Raw genomic sequence first — 18,592 nt, forward strand, 5'->3', positions numbered from 1 at the left:
ATCCAACAGCCGAGCAATGAAGCGAGGAAAAATCATGCTCCAGCAGGAGAAGACGGGCCAGGCCGGTGGGACGGACCGGGTCTCGGTCCACTACGACCACGTGCGGGCGGTCTTCGACATCCTGAGCGGGGAGAGGGAGGCGGACCTGCTGCTGCGCAACCTCAGCGTGCTGGATGTGCACAGCGAGAGCGTCTTCCAGGGTTCGATCCTCGTCTACGACGAGCGGATCATCGCGCTGAACCCGGACGAGTCGATCGTGCGGGTCCGCGAGGTGTTCGACGGCCAGGGCCTGTACGCGATCCCGGGGCTGATCGACGCGCACCTGCACTTCGACGCCCAGCTGGCCCATCCGGCGGCGTTCGGGGAGGCGATCGTCCCGAGCGGCACGACCACCATCTTCGCCGAGACCCTGGACTTCGCCAGCGCGGCCGGGGACGAGGCCGTCGAGGCCGCCGCGGCGCTGTTCAAGGACTACGAGAAGCTGCCCTACCGGATCTACGCCTTCGCGCCGGGCAAGAAGACGTCGGTCGAGGTCACCGACGCCATGCTGAAGATGGACCCGGTGATCGGGCTGGGCGAGCTCGCCCACCTGTCCTACATGACGGGCAACGAGGACGACTTCCGCAAGTCGGCGCTGGGCCGCGCCAACGGCGGCTTCGTCAACAGCCACTGGGGCGTGACGGCGCTGCCCGACATGCTGCTGAACTACATGCCCGCGATCGGCGCGCACAACAACCACGATGTCTGGAACGAGGACGACATCGAGAAGAGCATCCGGTACGGCTTCCAGACCCAGATCAAGTTCGGCGTCGGCAGCCCCGAGGTGATCAGGACCATGCTGCGGGCCATCGTCAGGCGCCGCTGGCCGGCCGAGAACTTCCAGATGTGCGCCGACAACATCTCGGTCGACCGGGTGCTGACCAAGGGGCACATCGACTGGGTGATCTCCCTGGCCGTCGAGATGGGCCTCAACCCGATCCAGGCGATCAAGATGGGCACGCTGTACTCGGCGCGCTCCTTCGGCATGGATCACGACTTCGGCTCCCTCGCCCCGGGCCGCTTCGCCGACATCGTGCTGACCGACAGCCTGTCGAAGATCAACCCGCTGTACGTGTTCAAGGGCGGCGAGCTGGTCGCCAAGGACCGCAAGCTCCTCAAGCCGGTCGATCTGGACTATTCGGTCATGGTGCAGGAGCCCCGGCCCGGCCTCGCCGACCTGGCCCCCGACCAGCTCGACCTCACGCCCATCGAGCTCTCCGAGGACGGGACCAGGGCGAAGGTCCTGCTCTTCGACGTCTACGGACGCGGCCACCTGAAGTTCTCCCAGGAGGTCTGGGTGCCGTACGCGGACGGCGCCGTCGTGCCCGAGGTGGACGGTGTCAGGCTGAACCGCATCTCCGTCGTCCAGCGTTACGCGGACGGCACCCGGCACGTCGTCAACGGGCTGTTCAAGGGGGTCTCGATCGACCGGGGCGCCGTGTCGACGTTCTGGCCCGCGCCGTTCGCCTACTTCGTGGTGGTCGGCAGCGACAGCGCCGAGATGTGCGACAACCTCCGGCAGCTCGACGCCTTCGTCGGCGGCTGCCTCGTGACCGAGGACGGGCAGGTGCGGGCCGCGCTGCCGCTCGACATCTACGGCGTGATGGCCGACATGAGCCTGGCCGAGCTGGTGGAGGCGACCCGGTCGATCGACGCCGCCCTGGAGAAGCTGGGCAACCACAACGAGGGCGAGCCGGTCGTCAACAAGCTCCTGACCCTGTTCATCTCACTCGACCGCTTCGGGTTCATGGTCTGAGCCTTGCTCTGAGAAGCGGGCACCACGTCGTCCGGCAGGCTCCGGCCGGAACAGCCAACAGTCAAGGAGGCAACTGTGCTACAGCATGAAAAAGAGGCCGGAGTCGTCGACACCGGAAGTCTGGTGCGGCGTTGGATCACCTACGGCGCCGGCATCTACCTGCTGACCCTGGGGGTCAGCCTGGCCATCAGGGCGGGGATCGGCATCTCGCCGCAGAGCAGCCTCACCCGGACGATGACCCTGGTCTTTCCCTCGATCAGCCAGGGGACGTTCAACTTCGCCCTTGAGCTGCTGATGCTGCTGCTGACCTATCTCGTCCTGCCGAAGGACTTCAAGCTCAGGAACTTCCTGTCGTTGATCCCGGCCCTGGTGCTGGCCACGTTCCTCGATCTGAACCTGATGCTGACGAGCTGGATCGCGCTGGACGCGTACGCCGCCAAGTTCGTGCTCCTGGTGGTCGCGGACGCGACGCTGGCGTTCGGCCTGTTCCTGATGATCCGCGCCAATCTGGTGCTCATGCCGGTCGACATGTTCGTCAACACGGTCTTCAAGCGCACCGGCTTCAAGTGGGGCAACCTCAAGACCGGCTTCGACTGCACGCTGCTGGTGGTCTCCGCGGCGATCGGGCTGATCTTCCTGGGCGGCCCGCAGTTCATCCGCGAGGGGACCATCATCAACGGCATCCTCGTCGGGCAGTACATCAAGCTCTATTTCTTCCTGTTCAAGAAGTTCTCGCGGTCCTGAGCCCGGAGGCCCTCCAGGATCTGACGCCGCCGCGCGTCCGGGACGCCGGCGGCGTCCATCGCGCGGCGCAGCAGGGCGGGGTCGAAGCCGTGGGTGCGCAGGTGGCCGACGAGCGGCCCGTACCGGTCGGCGCGCTCGCGCAGGAGCTCGGTGGCCAGCCGGATCTCCAGCCGTACCGCCGGCACCTGGTGCGGACCGCACGCGACCAGGACGTGATGCCGCCACGGCCCCTCGCCGACGCATTCCAGGGCGTCCGAGCCGGCCTGCCGTTCGACGGTGCTGAGCTCGACCTCCACCCCGTTCACCGCGAACCTGGCGAAGTACTGGTCGCTCCCCGGGAGCCAGGCGGGAGCGTGCAGGCAGCGGAACGGCGACGGCGGCGTCGAGGGTGGTGACCAGCGCCGTGGTGACGTCCGCGCGGCTCAGTGATCTCGTTCCGTGGCCCATGCCGGGCAACGTAGCAAGACCGCGCCCGGCGTCGTCAGAGCCGGGGCGAGACGTCTGTTCTGTTGGCTCTCATAACGTTTTCTCGGCTACTGACCAAGAAGGGGTGTAATCGACGAAGGGAGCACGGCCGGTGCGTCGCAAACAGCCGGATATCGCTACAGATCCGGACGCTTTCGAGGCCTTCTACCGGCGCCACGTCGATGCGGTCACCTCGTTCCTCGCCCGCCGGGTCGATGATCCCCACACCGCCGCCGACCTGGTGGCGGAGGTGTTCATGGCGGTGCTCGACTCCGCCCACACCTACCGGCCCGGCCGCGGCAGTGAGATCGCCTGGCTGTACGGCGTCGCGCGCAACACGCTCTCGGCCGAGCGGCGGCGGGCGTACAAGGAGTTGAGGCTGGCCGATCGCGTCGGCGGCCGACGGCATCTCGACTCCGACGACGTGGCCGAGCTCGTGGCGCGGATAGACGCCGAGAACCTGGCCAGACGGGCCTTCCAGGCCATGGCCGGACTGCCCGACGGTGACCGCGCGATGCTCGAACTGGTCGTCATCGACCAGCTCACGATCAGCGAGGCCGCCGCCGCCCTGGGCATCCGGCAGGGAGCCGCCCGGGCCAGGTTGCACCGCGCCCGCCACGCGCTCATGGACGTGCCGGAGATGGCTCCCTTCGTCATGGAAGGAATGCGATGAACTTCAAGGAGCACGTACTGATGGAACTGAAAGCCGAGATCGAGGCCCGCAACGGGGTACGGCGCCGGCGCACCAGGGGGCGCCTGCTCACCGGCGCGGCGGTGGCCGCCGTCGCGGCCGCCGCGGCGGTCGTGACGCCGTTCCTCAACGGCTCGGACGCCCCCGCCTACGCGCTCACCAAGAACACCGACGGCACGATCACGTTGCAGATCAACGAGTTCCGCGACCCCGCCCAGGTGGAGAAGGACCTGGCGGCGCTCGGCGTGCCCGCCGACGTCTCCTACCTCAAGCCCGGCACCCGCTGCGCCCCCGACCGCGCCCCCGCCGACGCCGGCCCGTCCTTCACCAAGGAAGAGCTCCAGAGCAAGGACCCCGCGGTCCGCAAGAAGATCAAGGACGCGTTCGACAACAGCCCCAACGCGAAGACGTTCCGGATGGGCGACGGCCGGGTGCGGATCGACCCCAAGCGGATCAAGGCGGGGCAGACCGCCGTTCTGGAGTTCACCGAGAACGCCGACCAGACCTCCGGCCCCGAGAAGCCCAGGGTGCTGTGGCAGTTCAGCGGCTTCCTGGTCGACGGGCCGGCCAAGCCCTGCAAGGTGATCGACGACCCGTCCTGGGACCAGATGCCCGACCCGAAGGAGCACCCGGAGGCGTACCCGCCGTCCGGCATGTGATCGACCCGCCCGCGGGGCGGCCCGCGCCCGGATCGGGGGCCGGGCGGGGCCGCCTCAGCGGCCGGGAAGGCTTATCGTCACGGTCAGGCCGCCGCCCTCGCGCGGGGTCGCGGTCACCTCGCCGCCGTGGGCCTGGACGACCGCGCGGACGATCGACAGCCCGAGCCCCGAGCCGTTCGCCGAGTCCACCCGATCGGCGTTGAGCCGCCGGAACGGCTCGAACAGGCTGCCCACCTCGTACGCCGGCACGGGTTGCCCGGTGTTGGCCACCCTGACGACGACCTCGCCGCTCAGCGTCTCCTCCGTGCTGATCCAGACCTGCCCGTCCTGCGGGAGGTTGTACTTGATGGCGTTGTCCACCAGGTTCCCCACGGCGTGTTCCAGCAGGACGGGGTCGCCCGCCATGGTGGTGCCGCCGAGGCGGGAGACGACGGTCACGCCCCGCTGGTCGGCGACGGGCGTGAGCTGTTCCACCGCCGTCAGCGCCACGTCGTCGATGTCCACCGGCTTCCTGCGGGCGAGCTCCCGTTCGCTCCTGGCCAGGAGCAGCAGCCCTTCGATGAGCTTCTCGTTGCGCGCGTTGACCTCCAGCAGGGTGCGGGCGAGGGCCTTGAGGTCGGGCGAGGCCGCCGGGTCGGAGAGCGCGATCTCCAGGACCGTGCGGTTGATGGTCAGGGGCGTGCGGAGCTGGTGTGAGGCGTTGGCGACGAAGCGGCGCTGGGAGTTGAAGGCGCTGTTGAGCCGGGTCAGCATCGAGTCGAACGTGTCGGCCAGCTCCTTGAGCTCGTCGTCCGGGCCCTGGAGGTCGATGCGCTGGTGGGCCAGCGTGCTCTCGGACAGTTTGCGGGCCGTCGCGGTCATCTTGGCGACGGGCCGCAACGCCCGGTCGGCGACCAGGTAGCCGAAGACGAGCGCGAACAGGCCGACGCCCAGCAGGATCAGCACGGACTGCTGGACCATGCGGCGCAGGATCTGCTCGTCCAGCTTGACGGCCTGGATCTCGATCTGGTGCCGCCAGACCGTCACCAGCTCGTCGGGGGTGCCCGGCGGCACGTCCAGCGAGAACTCCACGCCGTCGAGCACCGCGCGCAGCAGCAGGTAGGCGACGGTGAGGAGGAGCGTCCCGCCGACGAACAGCATGGATCCGTAGGTGAACGTCAGGCGGGCGCGGATGCCCAGCTTTCCGAACAGCGCCGCGGCCCTGCCGGGCGGAGCGTGGCCACCAGGGGTCCGGCCGGCATGGGACGGTAATCGCACGCTGTCTCCTTCCGCTGGAGACCCCATTCTGGGCGCGGCCCCGGTAAGCGCACGGTAAGGGCGTCACGCGCCTTCGGGGGCGGTCAGGACTCCCAGTCGAGGGTGCGGCTCACCGCCCGTTTCCAGCCCTCGTACCCCTTCTCGCGCTGCTCGTCGCTCCACTCCGGGTTCCAGCGCCGGTCCTCGGCCCAGTTGGCGCGCAGCTCGTCGGTGTCCTTCCAGTAGCCGACGGCCAGCCCGGCGGCGTACGCGGCGCCCAGCGCGGTCGTCTCGGCCACCACGGGACGGCTGACCGGCACGCCCAGGATGTCGGACTGGAGCTGCATGCACAGATTGTTCGCGGTGACGCCGCCGTCGACCTTGAGCACGTCCAGCACCACGCCGGAGTCCTGCTGCATGGCCTCCACGACGTCCCGGCTCTGGTAGCAGATGGCCTCCAGCGTGGCGCGCGCCAGGTGGGCGTCCCTGTTGTAGCGGGACAGGCCGACGATCGCGCCGCGCGCGTCGGGCCGCCAGTACGGCGCGAACAACCCCGAGAACGCCGGGACGAAGTAGATCCCGCCGTTGTCGTCCACCTGCCGGGCCAGGTCCTCGCTCTGCGCGGAGGAGCGGATGATGTGCAACTGGTCGCGCAGCCACTGCACGGCCGACCCGGTCACGGCGATCGAGCCCTCCAGCGCGAACACGGCCGGCCGGCCGGCGAACTTGTAGGCGACGGTGGTGAGCAGGCCGCGATCGGAGCGTACGAGGTCGGTGCCGGTGTTGAGGAGCATGAAGTTGCCGGTGCCGTAGGTGTTCTTGGCCTCGCCCGGCGCGAAGCACACCTGGCCGACGGTGGCCGCCTGCTGGTCGCCGAGGATGCCGGTGATCGGCACCTCGCCGCCGAACGCGCCGTACCGGCTGGTCGTGCCGTAGGAGGCGGGCTCGGAGGACGGGCGGATCTCCGGCAGCATCTCGCGCGGGATGCCGAAGAAGGACAGCAGCTCGTCGTCCCACTCCAGCGTCTCCAGGTCCATCAGCATGGTGCGGCTGGCGTTGGTCACGTCGGTGACGTGCACGCCGCCGCGGGAGCCGCCGGTCAGGTTCCACAGGGTCCAGGTGTCGGTGTTGCCGAAGACCGCCTCGCCCCGCCCGGCCGCCTGGCGCACGCCCTCGACGTTCTCCAGGATCCACTGGATCTTGCCGCCGGAGAAGTAGGCGTCCGGCCGCAGGCCCGTCTTCCTGCGGATGACCTCGCCGCGGCCGTCCCGTTCGAGCTGCGCGGCGATCCTGGCGCTGCGGGTGTCCTGCCACACGATGGCGTTGCAGTACGGGCGTCCGGTGCGCGGGTTCCACACGACCGTGGTCTCGCGCTGGTTGGTGATGCCCACGGCGGCCAGGTCGGTGTCGTGCAGCCCGGTGCGCTGGAGGGCGGTCTCGATCACCGCGGAGGTCCTGGTCGAGATCTCGATCGGGTTGTGCTCCACCCAGCCCGCCCTGGGGAGGATCTGCTCGTGTTCGAGCTGGAACTTGCACACCTCCAGGCCGCTGTGATTGAAGATCATGAACCTGGTGCTGGTGGTGCCCTGGTCGACGGCCCCCACGAAATCGGGCATGGTCGTTCTCCTCCGTTCGGGTCAGACGCGGCCCGCGTCCTCGATGTCGGGCTCGGGCTCGGGGAGGAACCGGGCGATCATGAGCTGGTAGAGCCCCGCGCCGGCCAGGCCGCCGAGCAGGGGGCCGACGATGGGCACCCAGAAGTACAGGTCGCCGTACTGGTCGCGCCAGGCGCCGGAGTAGCCGGTGAGGAAGCTGGCCAGGCGCGGCCCGAAGTCGCGCGCCGGGTTGATCGCGTAGCCGGCGTCGGCGCCCCACGCCATGCCGATGCCGACGATGAGCAGGCCGATGACCACCGGGCCGAGGTTGGCGCCGGGCGCGAGGTTGTGCGAGTCGGACAGGGCGTACAGGACGAACATCAGGATGGCGGTGCCGATGACCTGGTCGCGGAACCCGCCCCAGGCGCCGACCGGGAGCGAGCCGTTGCCGGGCAGGGTGGAGAAGACGGTCTGGGTCTTCAGCGTGTGCCCGGGGTCCACCTTGTTCAGCACCTCGGTGTAGTTCCAGCGCACCAGCAGCGCCCCGGCGAACGCCCCTGCGGTCTGCGCCAGCGAGTACGGCAGCACCTTGGCCCACGGGAACCCGCGGAAGGCCGCGAACGCGAGCGTGACGGCCGGGTTGAGATGGGCGCCGGTGACGCGGCCTGCGACGTAGACGCCGAGCGCGACGCCGATCCCCCACGCCCAGGCGATGCTGTCGTGATTGCCGATGCCGGCCGCGACCACCTGGGCGACGACGCCCACCCCGAACAGGATGAGCACCATCGTGCCGGCGAACTCGGCGATGAGCTCACCGGCCAGTTCCAGTCGTTTGACACGTTCGACCACCGCTGCCCCCGCTTTCGTGGTGTCGGCGTTGTGTGCCATTCCCCGATCGGGGAAAGGTATACGGATCGTGAGCGTATGAGCACAAAGTGTTGTTCGGGGGATCAATGAACATGACCGGGGCGATGGACGCCAGGAACCGTCAGGCAGCCATCGACCGGCTGGCGGAGCAGTCCTTCGACGTGCTGGTGATCGGCGGCGGCGTGACCGGCGCGGGCGCCGCGCTGGACGCCGCCTCCCGCGGGCTGCGGGTCGCGCTGGTGGAGAGCCGCGACCTGGCCGCCGGCACGTCGAGCAGGTCGAGCAAGCTCATCCACGGCGGCCTGCGCTACCTGGAGCAGTTCGACTTCAAGCTGGTCCGCGAGGCGCTGAAGGAGCGCGACCTGCTGGTCTCGCGGCTGGCCCCGCACCTGGTCAAGCCGGTCACGTTCCTGTACCCGCTGCAGCACGGGATCATCGAGCGGCCGTACGTGGGGGCCGGGCTGACCCTGTACGACACGCTGGAGGGCATGCGCCGGCCGATGCCCCGGCACCGGTACCTGTCGGTCAAGGAGTCGCGCCGGATGGCGCCCGGCCTGCGCGCGGACGCGGTGTCGGGCAGCATGATCTACTTCGACGCCCAGGTGGACGACGCGCGCTTCACCCTCACCCTGGCCAGGACGGCCGCCGCGCACGGCGCCGTGGTCGCCACCCGGACGCGGGTCGTCGAGATGCTGCGCGACCAGGTCAGCGAGCGCGTCGTCGGGGCCCGCGTGCACGACGAGGAGACCGGCCGCGACCTGGACGTCAGGGCCGACGCCGTGGTGGTGTGCGCGGGCGTGTGGACCGACCCGATCAACGGGCTGCCCGGCTCGGCTCCGGCCGGTTTCAAGGTCAGGATGTCGAAGGGCGTGCACGTCATGGTGCCGGGCGAGGCCATCGCCTCGTCCACCGGCATGATCATCCCGACCGAGAAGAGCGTGCTGTTCATCATCCCGTGGACCCGGCGGCGGTGGATCGTCGGCACCACCGACACCGAGTACGACGGCGACCGCGAGGAGCCGGCCGCCACCGGCGAGGACATCGACTACATCCTCGACCACGCCAACGCCGTGCTGGCCCGGCCGCTGACCCGCGACGACGTGGTGGGCGTCTACGTCGGCCTGCGCCCGCTGGTGGCGGCCGACGAGAGCTCGGCGACCACGAAGCTGTCCCGCGAGCACGTCGTGGACGTGCCGGCGCCGGGCCTGGCCACGATCGCCGGGGGCAAGTTCACCACGTACCGGGTCATGGCCAAGGACGTGGTCGACGCGGCGCTGGAGGGCTTCGACGTGCCGGGGTCGGTCACCGACCGGCTGCCGCTGATCGGCGCGGACGGGCTGCCGGCGGTGCGCGCGTCCGTACGGCGGCTGGCCGAGGACCATGACGTGGACGCCGATGTCGTGGAGCACCTCGTCCAGCGCTACGGCGCGCTCGCGATGGAGGTGCTCGCCCTGGTCGACGACGACCGCTCGCTCGGCGAGCCGCTGGTGGAGGGCTGCCCGTGGATCAGGGCCGAGGTGGTGTACGCCGTCACGCACGAGGGCGCGCTGCACGCCGAGGACGTCCTGTCGCGCCGGACCAGGATGCTCATCGAGGCGATCCCCGCCGCGCTCGACGCGGCCCCGGTGGTGGCCCGGCTGATGGCGGGGCTGCTCGGCTGGGACGAGGCCCGGGTGGAGGCCGAGGCGGCGCAATGCCGCACCCTGGTCGAGGCCGAGCGCAAGGCCCTGGCCGAGGCCACGGCCCCACGCCGCGAGCCCGCCGCCGCGTCCTAGCGGCGGCGGGTCACCGCCCGGTCGAGGGTCACCGCCCGGTCGAGGGTCAGTGGCCGGTCGAGGGTCAGTGGCCGGTCGAGGTCAGTGGCTGGTGAGGGTCAGCGACGGTTCGGGGCCGACCGTCAGGCGGGCCCGGCCGCCGACCGGGAAGGTGGCCAGCGGGTTGGTGTGGCCGACGTCGACGTTGGCCAGGACGGGGACGTCCCGCAGCCCCGGCTGCGTCTCGACGATCTGCTCGAGCAGGGCCCGGGTCATCCGGCTGGCCTGCTGGAACCGCCCGATCACCAGGCCGCGGACGGTCTCGGCGCCCGGGACCTGGAGCAGCGAGGTGAGGTTGCGGGCGAAGATCGCCGGGTGCGACTCCAGGTCGTCCTCGACGATCAGCAGCGCGCCGTCGAGCGACGGCATGTACGGCGTGCCCTGCAGCAGGTTCAGGGTGCAGAGGTTGCCGCCGACGACGCGGCCCTCGGCGGCGCCGGGCCGCAGCGGCCACCAGCCCTCGTTGGGCATCGGCTCGCGCCCGTCCTGGTCGAGGAACCACGGGTCGTCGGTCCAGAACTTCGACGCCTCCAGCTCGACCGGCGCGTCACCGAACAGGACGGCGGCGAACCACTCCAGGGTCTGCTCGAAGTGGTCGCGCATCCCGAACGTCGACCAGTGGGGCCCCGAGTACGTGACCAGCCCGGCGCGGGCCAGGACGGCGTTCTGCAGGGCGGTGATGTCGGAGTAGCCGCACAGGATCTTGGGGTTGGCCCGGATCAGCTCCCAGTCGAGGTGCGGCAGGAGCTCGTTGCTGTTGTAGCCGCCGATGACCGTCAGGATCGCCGCCACCGACGGGTCGGCGAAGGCGTCGTGCAGGTCGGCGACGCGGGAGGCGACGCTGCTGGAGTTGAAGGCGTCCTGCTCGTCGACGTGGCGGCCGTAGGTGAGGGTCAGGCCGAGCTCGGCGAAGCGGGCATCGATGATCGCGGTGTGGTCGTGCTCCATGACCATCGCGCGCGAGCAGGCCGGCGCGATCACGCGGACGACGTCGCCCGCTTTGAGTTTGGGGGGATGGATGACGTCCATCTATCGAAGCATAGGCGAGCCGCTCTCCGCCTCCGCCCACACCGCGAACGAGGCCGCGTCGGCGCCGTCGCCGCAGACCGGGCAGCCGTCCGGGTCGCGCGGCCACTGGGACATGACCTCCAGCTCGCCGGTCTCGAAGTGCACGTCGAGCTGGCGGCCCAGGGCGATCGGCTCGGCGTGGCCGGTGACCAGCCGGATCGCCTCGCCGGTGATCAGCGACGCGACCAGCGCGATGTGCGGGGCGAAGGCGAGGGTCACCCGGCCGTGCTCGGCCCGCAGCGCCCCGGCGAGCTGGGCGAGGTAGCTGGGGTCGGCGCGCGAGTAGTACAGGTGCAGGCAGTCCATGCAGCCCGTCTCGTGCGGACGCACCGAGAACAGCCGGCCGCGGGTGACGAACGAGCCGCCGCACACGTACGGCACCCCCTCCTGCACGCAGCCCGCGTTCACCCGGCGCTGCGCCACGAACGGCGGCTCGTCGATCGCGCAGATCGCGACGTCGGCGCCCCGGACGAGCCGGGCGACGTCGCTGGCCGACCCGATCCTGCGCTGCACGGCGGCGAACTCGACGTCGGGGTTCACCTCCTTGGCCATCCGCGCGGCCACCGCGGTCTTGTACGCGCCGAGGTCGCTCTCCCGGTAGAGGAACTGCCGGTTCAGGTTGCTCAGCTCGACCCGGTCGTAGTCGACGGCCGTGATCCGGCCGAACCCGGCCGCCAGCAGCATGGGCAGGATGTACGAGCCGCCGCCGCCCAGGCCGAGCAGCACGCAGTGGGCGCCGCGCAGCCGGTCCTGCGGCTGCTCGCGGGCGGCGGACAGGCCGGCGTAGTGGCTGAAGTAGTTGACGTTGCCCTGGTAGCGGCGGGCGTCGCCGCCGTCGTACGGGCTGGGGCGGGCGTCCTCCAGGAAGCCGCGGCCGTCCAGGTCGCGTACCGCGTCGAGCACGTCCTCGACGCCGATGCCGGGGTGCGCCCGGCCCACCGCCGCGGCGACCTCGCCGAGCGTCCGGGTGCCGTCGAGCGCTTCGACGAGGGTCCAGAGTTGTCCGTACGGGTCGGTGAAGTCGACGGTGACGCCCGCCTGGGCGCCGATCCGGAAGCGGGCGCCGTCCAGGCGGTACACCGGGTAGATGGGTTTGACGCGGATGAGTCTGTCGAGCGAAACGGGCATCTTCCTTCGTCCTTCTGCGCTGTGGGGCCGGAAACGGCCGGACGGGCATCCGGGGGCCGGCCGTTCCCCCCGGATGCCCTCGTGCTGACTGCCGCTTGCCGCGGCCTGTCGCCGGGATCAGAAAATGATCCAGCTCACCTCGACCGGCGCCTCAGTGCCCAGGTCGTTCATCTCGTACGTCATGCGATTCACCCCCTCTCGCGAATGCCCGGACCGGCCCGGAGACGAGACCGGCCACACCTGCCGCGGCCACGAGGGCGGCGCCGAAGAGGAACACCGACCTCGGACCGGCCGCGGAAGCCAGGAGTCCCGCGAGCAGCGCGCCCACGGGGAAGAGCCCGAACGAGGCCACCAGCAGCGCCCCGGACACGCGCCCGCGGACCTCCGCGGGCAGCGTGGTGTGCACGACGGTGATCAGCAGCACGTTGCCCGCCGCGTTCGCCGCGCCCGCGCCGAGGAAGAGCGCCGCGGGCCAGACCCGGCCCTCGACCAGGCCGACCGCGCCGAGCAGCGCGGCCTGCGGGAGCATCAGCAGGACCGCCGCCCGTACCGGGTTGCGCGGGGCGCGCAGCAGGCCCGCCGTGACGCTGCCCGCGAGCGCGCCGAGGCCGAAGGCGCCCAGCACGATCCCGTACGCGGTGGAGAACGTGGCCGGCGCGCTCTCGTGCAGCAGCGCCGGCAGCCCGACCTCCAGGATCCCGGCGAACCCGAGATTGCCGACGGCGGCCAGCGTCAGGATGACCCTGAACAGCGGGAACCCGCGCACGACGGCCCACATGCCGGGCCCGCCGCGGCCCCGCTCCGGACGCACCCGGTCAGGGCGCGGCCGGACGAACCACAAGGTGGCCACCGACACGACGAACGAGACCGCGTCCACGGCGAGCGCCGGCCCGGGGCCCAGACGGGCGACGAACACGCCCGCGACCACCGGCCCGGTCAGCGCGACGGCCTGCGCGGTCGCGTAGTTGCGGCTGTTGGCGCTCTGGACCCGCGACTCCTCGACGACGTCGGGGATGACGGCGAAGTTCGCCGGCAGGAAGGCGCCCCCGGCCAGGCCGAGCACCGCCGTGGCCGCCGCCAGCGCCCAGAGCCGGTCCGCGCCGTCCCAGGCCAGGGCGCACAGCAGCCCGGCGGCCGGGGCCCGCACGACGTCGGCCGCCAGCATGACCGGCCTGGGCGTCCAGCGGTCCGCGAGCGGGCCGCCGAGCACGAGCCCGGCCAGCCGGAAGACCCCGTAGACCGTCAGCACCGTGCCGAGGGTCGCGGTGCCGTGCCGCAGCAGCACGATCCCGGGAAGGGCGACGACGAAGAACTGGTCGCCGAAGCCGGAGAACCCCTGACCGGCGATGAGCAACGCCAGCGGCGACACCGGAGAACGGCGCCGCCCGGTGACGTGGCCGGTGCGGCCGGCGGGTATCGAGTACTTCGACGAATGCCTCACGTAAATCAGGGCGTTCCATCCCGTTCCGCCCCAGTTCCATCCGCACCGGCCCGCGCGTGCGCCGGCCGGTGCGCCAGACAAGAGGGAGCTCGGCATGACGATCCGCAAAACGGCTTCTCTCGTCGGTTCCTGCTGCCTGCTGTGGCTGGCGACGGCCTGCACGGCCGCGCCGCCGGCCGGTCCTGCGGCGGTGCGGCCGGACACCACCCCGTCGAGCACGCCCTCACCCCGTCGCGAGGCCGTGCGCCTGCCGGGGGTGGAGGCCGGCACCACGACCGTGCTCAAGGCGGGGCCGAGGAAGGGCAGCATGGTCGTGGGGGACGTGCCGCCCGGCAGGGACGAGCTGTGGGTGCTGTTCCGCTGCCGGGGCGCGGGCAAGGCCGAGATCATCCTGGAGCCGGGCGTCGACATGCCCTTCACCTGCCTCGACGACCTGATCAGCCCCGTCATGAACCGCCTCGACCTGGGCCGCAGGAAGACCATGACGGTACGGGTCCAGGCCCCGGACTCGGTCGAGTGGGCCCTGCGCGTCACTCGTTGAGGTCGTGCGGCGGCGCGCCGGGCGAGGCTCCGGGGCCAGGTCCGTCCCGGAGCCTAGGGTGTTTGCCATGGTCAAGTGGCTTGTACTCCTGCTGGCTTGCTCGCTGACCGGATGCGCCGGTCCCGTCGGTACGACCGGGCGCACGTCGCCGTCCGCGTCCGCGCCGCCCGGATCCGCCGCGTCCGAATCCGCGCCGGACGGGTCCGCGCCGGACGGGTCGTCTTCCGGTGCCGCCGCGGGCGATGGCGGGCGGGAGGTCGGCGGGTGCGCGGACGCCCGGTGCGAGGTCACCCTCCGGGCCGGCGACGTCCTGAAGTTCGGGCAGCGTCACGGGGTCTCGCGGTTCGCCGTCGGGAGCGTCCAGGGCGACAAGGTCACGTGGGAGGCGGACTTCACCGGGGGCGGGGACATGAGCTCCCAGGGCGAGCAGGGCGGCGCGTCCACCTGCAAGTTCGACGAGGGCGGGGGCTGCTCGGGCTACATCCGGGGCGTCACCACGCTCACCCTGAACGACGTCGTCCTGCGCTTCCTCTCCTTCGACCGCGGCCGCGCCGTCGTACGGGTGACCCCGAAGCGATGACCGCCGGCCGGCCGGTCGGGCGGGCATGAGCGGGCGGCCGACGCTACCTGGTGATCGTGCTGATCGCGGTCAGCGACGGGTGGGCCCTGGCCGTCTCGGTACGGGCGCTCGGCGCGCGGGCCACGGTCACCGGCCGCGGCGACGGCACCCAGGGGCGCGGGCCCGGGTCCTGGAGGAGGGCTCTGATCTCCTGGCTGATCGTGTTCATGGCGGCGCTCAGGTCGTGCAGGAGCCGGTCGGCCGCCGCCGGGTCGGTGCGGTGGCCGGTGGCGGCGGCGTCGACCGTCCCGGCCAGGTCGCGCAGGGCCCGGCCGAGCCCTTCGCGCAGGTCGTGGTGGAGGCGGCGACGTTCCTCCTCGCGGATGGCGAGCACGCGTTCCCCGGCCCGGCGCAGGTCCGCGGTGACGGCCATGCTGTGGGCGGCGCCGGCGACGTACGGGGTGATCGCGGCGACCGCCCGCGGGTCGGCGGACGGGGTGATCAGCAGGCGGCCCACCGCCCGGCCGTGCCATACGAGCGGCACGTCGCAGGCCACCGGTCCTGGCTCGCCCGCCGCGATCCGGACGCCGGGCAGCTCCACGGCGACCCCGGCGGCCGGCAGCCCGTCCCGTACCAGCTCGACCACGGCGGCCAGCGCGGCCTGCGGCCCGGTGGAGGCGACGGCCCGCCGCAGCCGCCGGACCAGCGACGCCCCCGCCCAGCCACGCACCCCGGGCACCCGGACCAGCAACGCGAACACCCGGCCCCGCACACCGGACACCGGCACGAGCAGCGCACGCGCCCGGCCCCGCACACCAGACACCGGCACGAGCAGCGCACGCGGCCGGCCCCGCGCGCCGGGCGCCCGCACGAGGGTCATGGGAGTTGCCTGGTGGCGGCGACGGCCGCGGTCGCGAGCAGGACGGCCCCGACGCCGAGCCAGAGCCCGCGCCGGGCGGAGTCGCGGGTCATCGCCAGCGCCCCGGCCCCCAGGCTCAGCGCCAGCAGGTAGAGGGCGTGCCAGTCGGGCGAACCGGACACGAACCCCACGGCCTCCAGGTACGGCGGCGGCCCCCACCGCGCGAACTCGACGTAGAAGCCCAGCATGGTCAGCGTCGAGTGCAGCGGCTCCACCACCCCGTTGACGGCGACCAGCGCCAGCATCACCAGGACGGACGCCCCCGGCCACGGCAGCCACCGGGCCACCGCGACCCCCAGCGTGCCGGCCCCGAGCACGCACAGCGGCCCGGCCGCGATCTCGTACGGGCTCGGGAAGCGCTCCAGCTCGACGCCGGCGACCGCGCAGACCGTCGCCAGGACGGCCTGCATCGCGCAGGCCAGCAGGAACGGCCCCAGCGCGGCCAGGCAGGAGGCCGCGGTGCGCAGGTCGCGTCCGGCGGGGGTGGCGGCCAGCAGCTCGTCGGTGCCCGCGCGTCTGGTCGCCGAGGCCGTGAGCGTCGCGGCGAAGAACACCGGCACGCCCAGCGGCAGGACGAGTTCGTTGGTGAGCGCGCTGTAGGCGGGCCGGGGCGCCCATTCCGTGGTGGCCAGGCCGACCAGGTACAGGGCCAGGCCCGTGATCGCGAGCGGGTGCAGCATCAGCCGCCGGGTCTCGGCCAGCGCGAGCGAGGGCAGCAGGTGCGCGGCGCCCCCGCCGTTCTCCAGCTCGTCGGATCCGCCCGGTGCGACCGGGCTCACGTGGCGGGTCATGCCGTCGTCTCCGTGGTCGCGCCGGTGAGGAGCAGCAGGTAGCCGTCCTCCAGGGTGGGGTCGGCGGGGCGGGCGTCCCCGGGGGCGGGGCCGAGGCCGCGGTACAGGCCGTCGCCGGTCCGTCGCGAGCGGCCGCCGACCTTCTCCGCCGACACCCAGACCTGCCCGTCGGCCAGCGCCCGGAGCTCGGCGGGGGTGCCGGTGAACGCGCACCGGCCGCCCTTGAGCACGACCACCCGGTCGCAGAGGGCGGCGACGTCCTCCGTCTGGTGGGTGGACAGCACGACCGCGCGGTCCTGGCCGAGCCGGGCGACCAGCTCGCCGAACAGCAGCCGCTGCTCCGGGTCGAGGCCGGCGGCGGGCTCGTCCAGGAGGATCAGCTCGGGCTCGCCGAGCAGGGCCTGCGCGATGCCGAGCCGCCGCCGCATGCCGCCCGACAGCGTACGGACGCGCCTGCCGCTCACGGGCGTGAGCCCGACCTCCTCGATCACCCGGCGCACCTCGTCGTGCCTGGACCGGCGGTGTGTCATCTCCTTCAGCACCGCCACGTAGTCGACGAACTCGAAGGCGGTGAGTCCGCGCTGGAAGCCCAGTTCCTGCGGCAGGTAGCCGAGCCGCCGCCGGATCTCCAGCCGGCCCGTGCCCGGGTCGCGGCCGAGCAGCCGCAGCTCGCCGCCGTCCGGCGCGAGGACGGTCGCCATGACCCGTACGAGGGTGCTCTTGCCCGCGCCGTTCGGGCCGAGCAGGCCGGTGACGCCCTTGCCCGCGCTGAGGGTGAGCCCGTCCAGGGCCCGGTGGCGGCCGTAGGTCTTCACCAGGCCGACTGCCTCGATCATGAGAACTCCCTGCGGCGGACGGCGAGCAGCACGACGGACAGCACGATGACGGCCAGGTAGCCGGCCTGCCCGGCGGCCCCGAACATGGCCAGGTCCGGCTCGCGCACGTTCGTGGCGACGACCGCGGCCACCCAGGGCACGGTCACCGCGACGGCGCAGCGGCGCGGGTCGTACCGGCTGGACAGCGCCAGGGTCAGCGAGGTCAGGGCGAGCGAGGGCAGCAGCCACGCGGCCGTCGCCCAGCCGCCGCCCGGCAGGGTCAGCCCGGCCGCCAGCGCCAGCGCCGACGACGTCGCCACCACGGCGGCGGCCCGCATCAGCATCAGCCGGAACGTCGAGTACGGCGCGGCCAGCCCGATCTCGTACGCCGGATCGCCGTCCCGCCCGAAGGCCACGGCGACCCCGGCCACCGGCACGACGGGCGCCAGCGTGAGGAACGTCAGCAGCCCCCACCGGGTCGTCTCCCTCGAGGCCAGCGCGGCGAAGAACAGCGCCACGGCGCTCGCGGCCAGCCACGGCAGCCGCAGCGAGGTCGTGGCGCCCAGCAGGCGGGCGGTGTGCTCGCGCATCCCGGCGGCCCGCAGCAGCCGTTCGACCGGGCGGGGCGCGGGCGCGTCCACGGCGTCGGCGATGTCGTCCCAGACCCGGTCCAGGCGGGCCTGCGGCACCCGCGGGGCCAGCAGGAGCCGGCACTGCTCGCAGGCCAGCAGGTGGGCCTCGACGGAGGCGGCGGGCGTCGCGGCCAGCTCGCCCGCCGCGTACGCCGCGGCCATGCCGTCGTCCATGTGCCAGGCGCTCACGCCAGTTCCTCCCTCAGCAGCGCGCGGGCGCGCATCATCCGGGTCTTGACCGTGCCGGCCGGGATGCCGAGCAGGCGCCCGGCCTCGCGGGTGGTCAGGCCGTCCAGGACGGTCGCCTGGACCACGGCGCGCAGCTCCGGGGAGAGCTGGTTGAGCGCCCGGCCGAGCTCGCCGTACTCGATGCCGTGCAGCACCTGCTCCTCGGCGGAGACCATGACCTGCTCGTGGGCGGGCAGCGCCGCCGCGGGGCGGCGGCGCAGCTGGTCGAGCAGGCGGCGCACGCCGATCCCCCAGATCCAGGCCGCGACCTCGCCCCGACCGTTCCATTTGCGCGCGGTACGCCAGACCGCGACGAAGGTGTCCTGGACCGCCTCGTCCACCACGGCCGGGTCGGCGCAGCGGCGGGTGAGCCGGAGGAGCAGCCAGGGCGCGTGCCGGGCATAGAGGACTTCCAGCGCACGCCGGTCGCCGTCGGCCACGGCGGCCAGCAGCCGGGCGTCCTGCCACGTCTCGTGCTCGCTCACGGGAGCCCGTTCATCGGTGTCATGCCTCTCTGTCGCGTCCCTCCGCTCCGGCGGTTCACGATGAGAGGAAAGTACTGGCGGCGACGACCGCTCTGGCCGTCGCCGCCTTCCGGGATCTC

19 protein-coding genes are annotated in these 18,592 nt (G+C 72.2%); 7 read left to right on the forward strand and 12 right to left on the reverse strand.

Translation table 11 applies throughout. The features are described 5' to 3' along the window. Positions 1–34: 34 nt before the first annotated feature. Both ACIBQ8_RS44220 and ACIBQ8_RS44225 read left to right on the forward strand, forming a co-directional pair. Positions 35–1,795, forward strand: a complete 1,761-nt coding sequence (locus ACIBQ8_RS44220; protein ID WP_397195128.1) for an adenine deaminase C-terminal domain-containing protein — start codon at positions 35–37, stop codon at positions 1,793–1,795. A 75-nt stretch (positions 1,796–1,870) separates the two neighbouring features. Continuing rightward, entirely contained in the window at positions 1,871–2,539 is a 669-nt protein-coding gene (locus ACIBQ8_RS44225; protein ID WP_358296484.1) for a DUF6198 family protein, read from the forward strand. Here ACIBQ8_RS44225 and ACIBQ8_RS44230 read toward each other — a convergent pair. Further along, entirely contained in the window at positions 2,503–2,844 is a 342-nt protein-coding gene (locus tag ACIBQ8_RS44230) for a hypothetical protein (protein ID WP_397195129.1), read from the reverse strand. The genes ACIBQ8_RS44225 and ACIBQ8_RS44230 overlap by 37 nt on opposite strands. 272 nt (positions 2,845–3,116) lie before the next feature. Between ACIBQ8_RS44230 and ACIBQ8_RS44235 the strand changes: the two genes are divergently transcribed. Both ACIBQ8_RS44235 and ACIBQ8_RS44240 read left to right on the forward strand, forming a co-directional pair. Then, positions 3,117–3,677, forward strand: a complete 561-nt coding sequence (locus ACIBQ8_RS44235; protein ID WP_397195130.1) for an RNA polymerase sigma factor — start codon at positions 3,117–3,119, stop codon at positions 3,675–3,677. 20 nt (positions 3,678–3,697) lie between these two features. Beyond that, on the forward strand, positions 3,698–4,354 hold the full coding sequence (locus tag ACIBQ8_RS44240; protein WP_397195131.1) for a hypothetical protein: 657 nt from the start codon (positions 3,698–3,700) through the stop codon (positions 4,352–4,354). A 54-nt stretch (positions 4,355–4,408) separates the two neighbouring features. On the opposite strand, the gene ACIBQ8_RS44245 is transcribed toward ACIBQ8_RS44240, so the two are convergent. From ACIBQ8_RS44245 to ACIBQ8_RS44255, 3 genes are all read right to left on the reverse strand, one after another. Beyond that, the gene (locus ACIBQ8_RS44245; RefSeq protein ID WP_397195132.1) at positions 4,409–5,611 is read right to left on the reverse strand and encodes a sensor histidine kinase; all 1,203 of its coding nucleotides are present in this window, start codon (positions 5,609–5,611) and stop codon (positions 4,409–4,411) included. A gap of 83 nt (positions 5,612–5,694) precedes the next feature. Then, complete coding sequence (glpK, locus tag ACIBQ8_RS44250; RefSeq protein ID WP_397179202.1) at positions 5,695–7,206, reverse strand: glycerol kinase GlpK; 1,512 nt, start codon at positions 7,204–7,206, stop codon at positions 5,695–5,697. Positions 7,207–7,227: 21 nt separating this feature from the next. After that, a complete protein-coding gene (locus tag ACIBQ8_RS44255) occupies positions 7,228–8,034 on the reverse strand; it encodes an MIP/aquaporin family protein (protein WP_397179201.1) in 807 nt (268 codons plus the stop codon). 110 nt (positions 8,035–8,144) lie between these two features. Here ACIBQ8_RS44255 and glpD point away from each other — a divergent pair, with 110 nt between their 5' ends. Next, positions 8,145–9,827, forward strand: coding sequence for a glycerol-3-phosphate dehydrogenase (gene glpD, locus ACIBQ8_RS44260; RefSeq protein ID WP_397195133.1), 1,683 nt, complete (start codon positions 8,145–8,147; stop codon positions 9,825–9,827). 81 nt (positions 9,828–9,908) lie between these two features. On the opposite strand, the gene ACIBQ8_RS44265 is transcribed toward glpD, so the two are convergent. From ACIBQ8_RS44265 to ACIBQ8_RS44275, 3 genes are all read right to left on the reverse strand, one after another. Further along, entirely contained in the window at positions 9,909–10,895 is a 987-nt protein-coding gene (locus tag ACIBQ8_RS44265; RefSeq protein ID WP_397179199.1) for a S66 peptidase family protein, read from the reverse strand. Next, positions 10,896–12,062, reverse strand: a complete 1,167-nt coding sequence (locus ACIBQ8_RS44270) for a HesA/MoeB/ThiF family protein (RefSeq protein WP_397195134.1) — start codon at positions 12,060–12,062, stop codon at positions 10,896–10,898. It abuts the gene before it with no gap. 151 nt (positions 12,063–12,213) lie between these two features. After that, positions 12,214–13,503 carry an MFS transporter gene (locus ACIBQ8_RS44275; protein WP_397195135.1) on the reverse strand — a complete coding sequence of 430 codons (1,290 nt, stop codon included), beginning with the start codon at positions 13,501–13,503 and terminating at the stop codon, positions 12,214–12,216. A gap of 94 nt (positions 13,504–13,597) precedes the next feature. Here ACIBQ8_RS44275 and ACIBQ8_RS44280 point away from each other — a divergent pair, with 94 nt between their 5' ends. Together ACIBQ8_RS44280 and ACIBQ8_RS44285 are read left to right on the forward strand one after the other, a co-directional pair. Beyond that, complete coding sequence (locus tag ACIBQ8_RS44280; protein WP_397195136.1) at positions 13,598–14,044, forward strand: hypothetical protein; 447 nt, start codon at positions 13,598–13,600, stop codon at positions 14,042–14,044. A 67-nt stretch (positions 14,045–14,111) separates the two neighbouring features. Further along, positions 14,112–14,624: a hypothetical protein gene (locus ACIBQ8_RS44285; RefSeq protein WP_397195137.1), complete on the forward strand. Its 513-nt coding sequence runs from the start codon at positions 14,112–14,114 to the stop codon at positions 14,622–14,624. A gap of 43 nt (positions 14,625–14,667) precedes the next feature. Here the strand turns inward: ACIBQ8_RS44285 and ACIBQ8_RS44290 are convergent, their stop codons facing one another. From ACIBQ8_RS44290 to ACIBQ8_RS44310, 5 genes are read right to left on the reverse strand one after another with little or no spacing between them, the layout of a single operon-like run. Further along, positions 14,668–15,483: a hypothetical protein gene (locus ACIBQ8_RS44290; RefSeq protein ID WP_397195138.1), complete on the reverse strand. Its 816-nt coding sequence runs from the start codon at positions 15,481–15,483 to the stop codon at positions 14,668–14,670. Then, entirely contained in the window at positions 15,480–16,313 is an 834-nt protein-coding gene (locus tag ACIBQ8_RS44295) for a hypothetical protein (protein WP_397179193.1), read from the reverse strand. The genes ACIBQ8_RS44290 and ACIBQ8_RS44295 overlap by 4 nt, the downstream gene beginning before the upstream one ends. After that, a complete protein-coding gene (locus tag ACIBQ8_RS44300; RefSeq protein WP_397195139.1) occupies positions 16,310–17,149 on the reverse strand; it encodes an ATP-binding cassette domain-containing protein in 840 nt (279 codons plus the stop codon). Before ACIBQ8_RS44300 ends, ACIBQ8_RS44295 begins: the two co-directional genes overlap by 4 nt. Then, positions 17,146–17,949 carry a zf-HC2 domain-containing protein gene (locus ACIBQ8_RS44305; RefSeq protein ID WP_397195140.1) on the reverse strand — a complete coding sequence of 268 codons (804 nt, stop codon included), beginning with the start codon at positions 17,947–17,949 and terminating at the stop codon, positions 17,146–17,148. Before ACIBQ8_RS44305 ends, ACIBQ8_RS44300 begins: the two co-directional genes overlap by 4 nt. Continuing rightward, the gene (locus ACIBQ8_RS44310; protein WP_397195141.1) at positions 17,946–18,473 is read right to left on the reverse strand and encodes an RNA polymerase sigma factor; all 528 of its coding nucleotides are present in this window, start codon (positions 18,471–18,473) and stop codon (positions 17,946–17,948) included. The genes ACIBQ8_RS44305 and ACIBQ8_RS44310 overlap by 4 nt, the downstream gene beginning before the upstream one ends. Between the last annotated feature and the right edge of the window lie 119 nt (positions 18,474–18,592).

The organism is Nonomuraea sp. NPDC049646 (genome assembly GCF_044465525.1).
Classification (GTDB): domain Bacteria; phylum Actinomycetota; class Actinomycetes; order Streptosporangiales; family Streptosporangiaceae; genus Nonomuraea.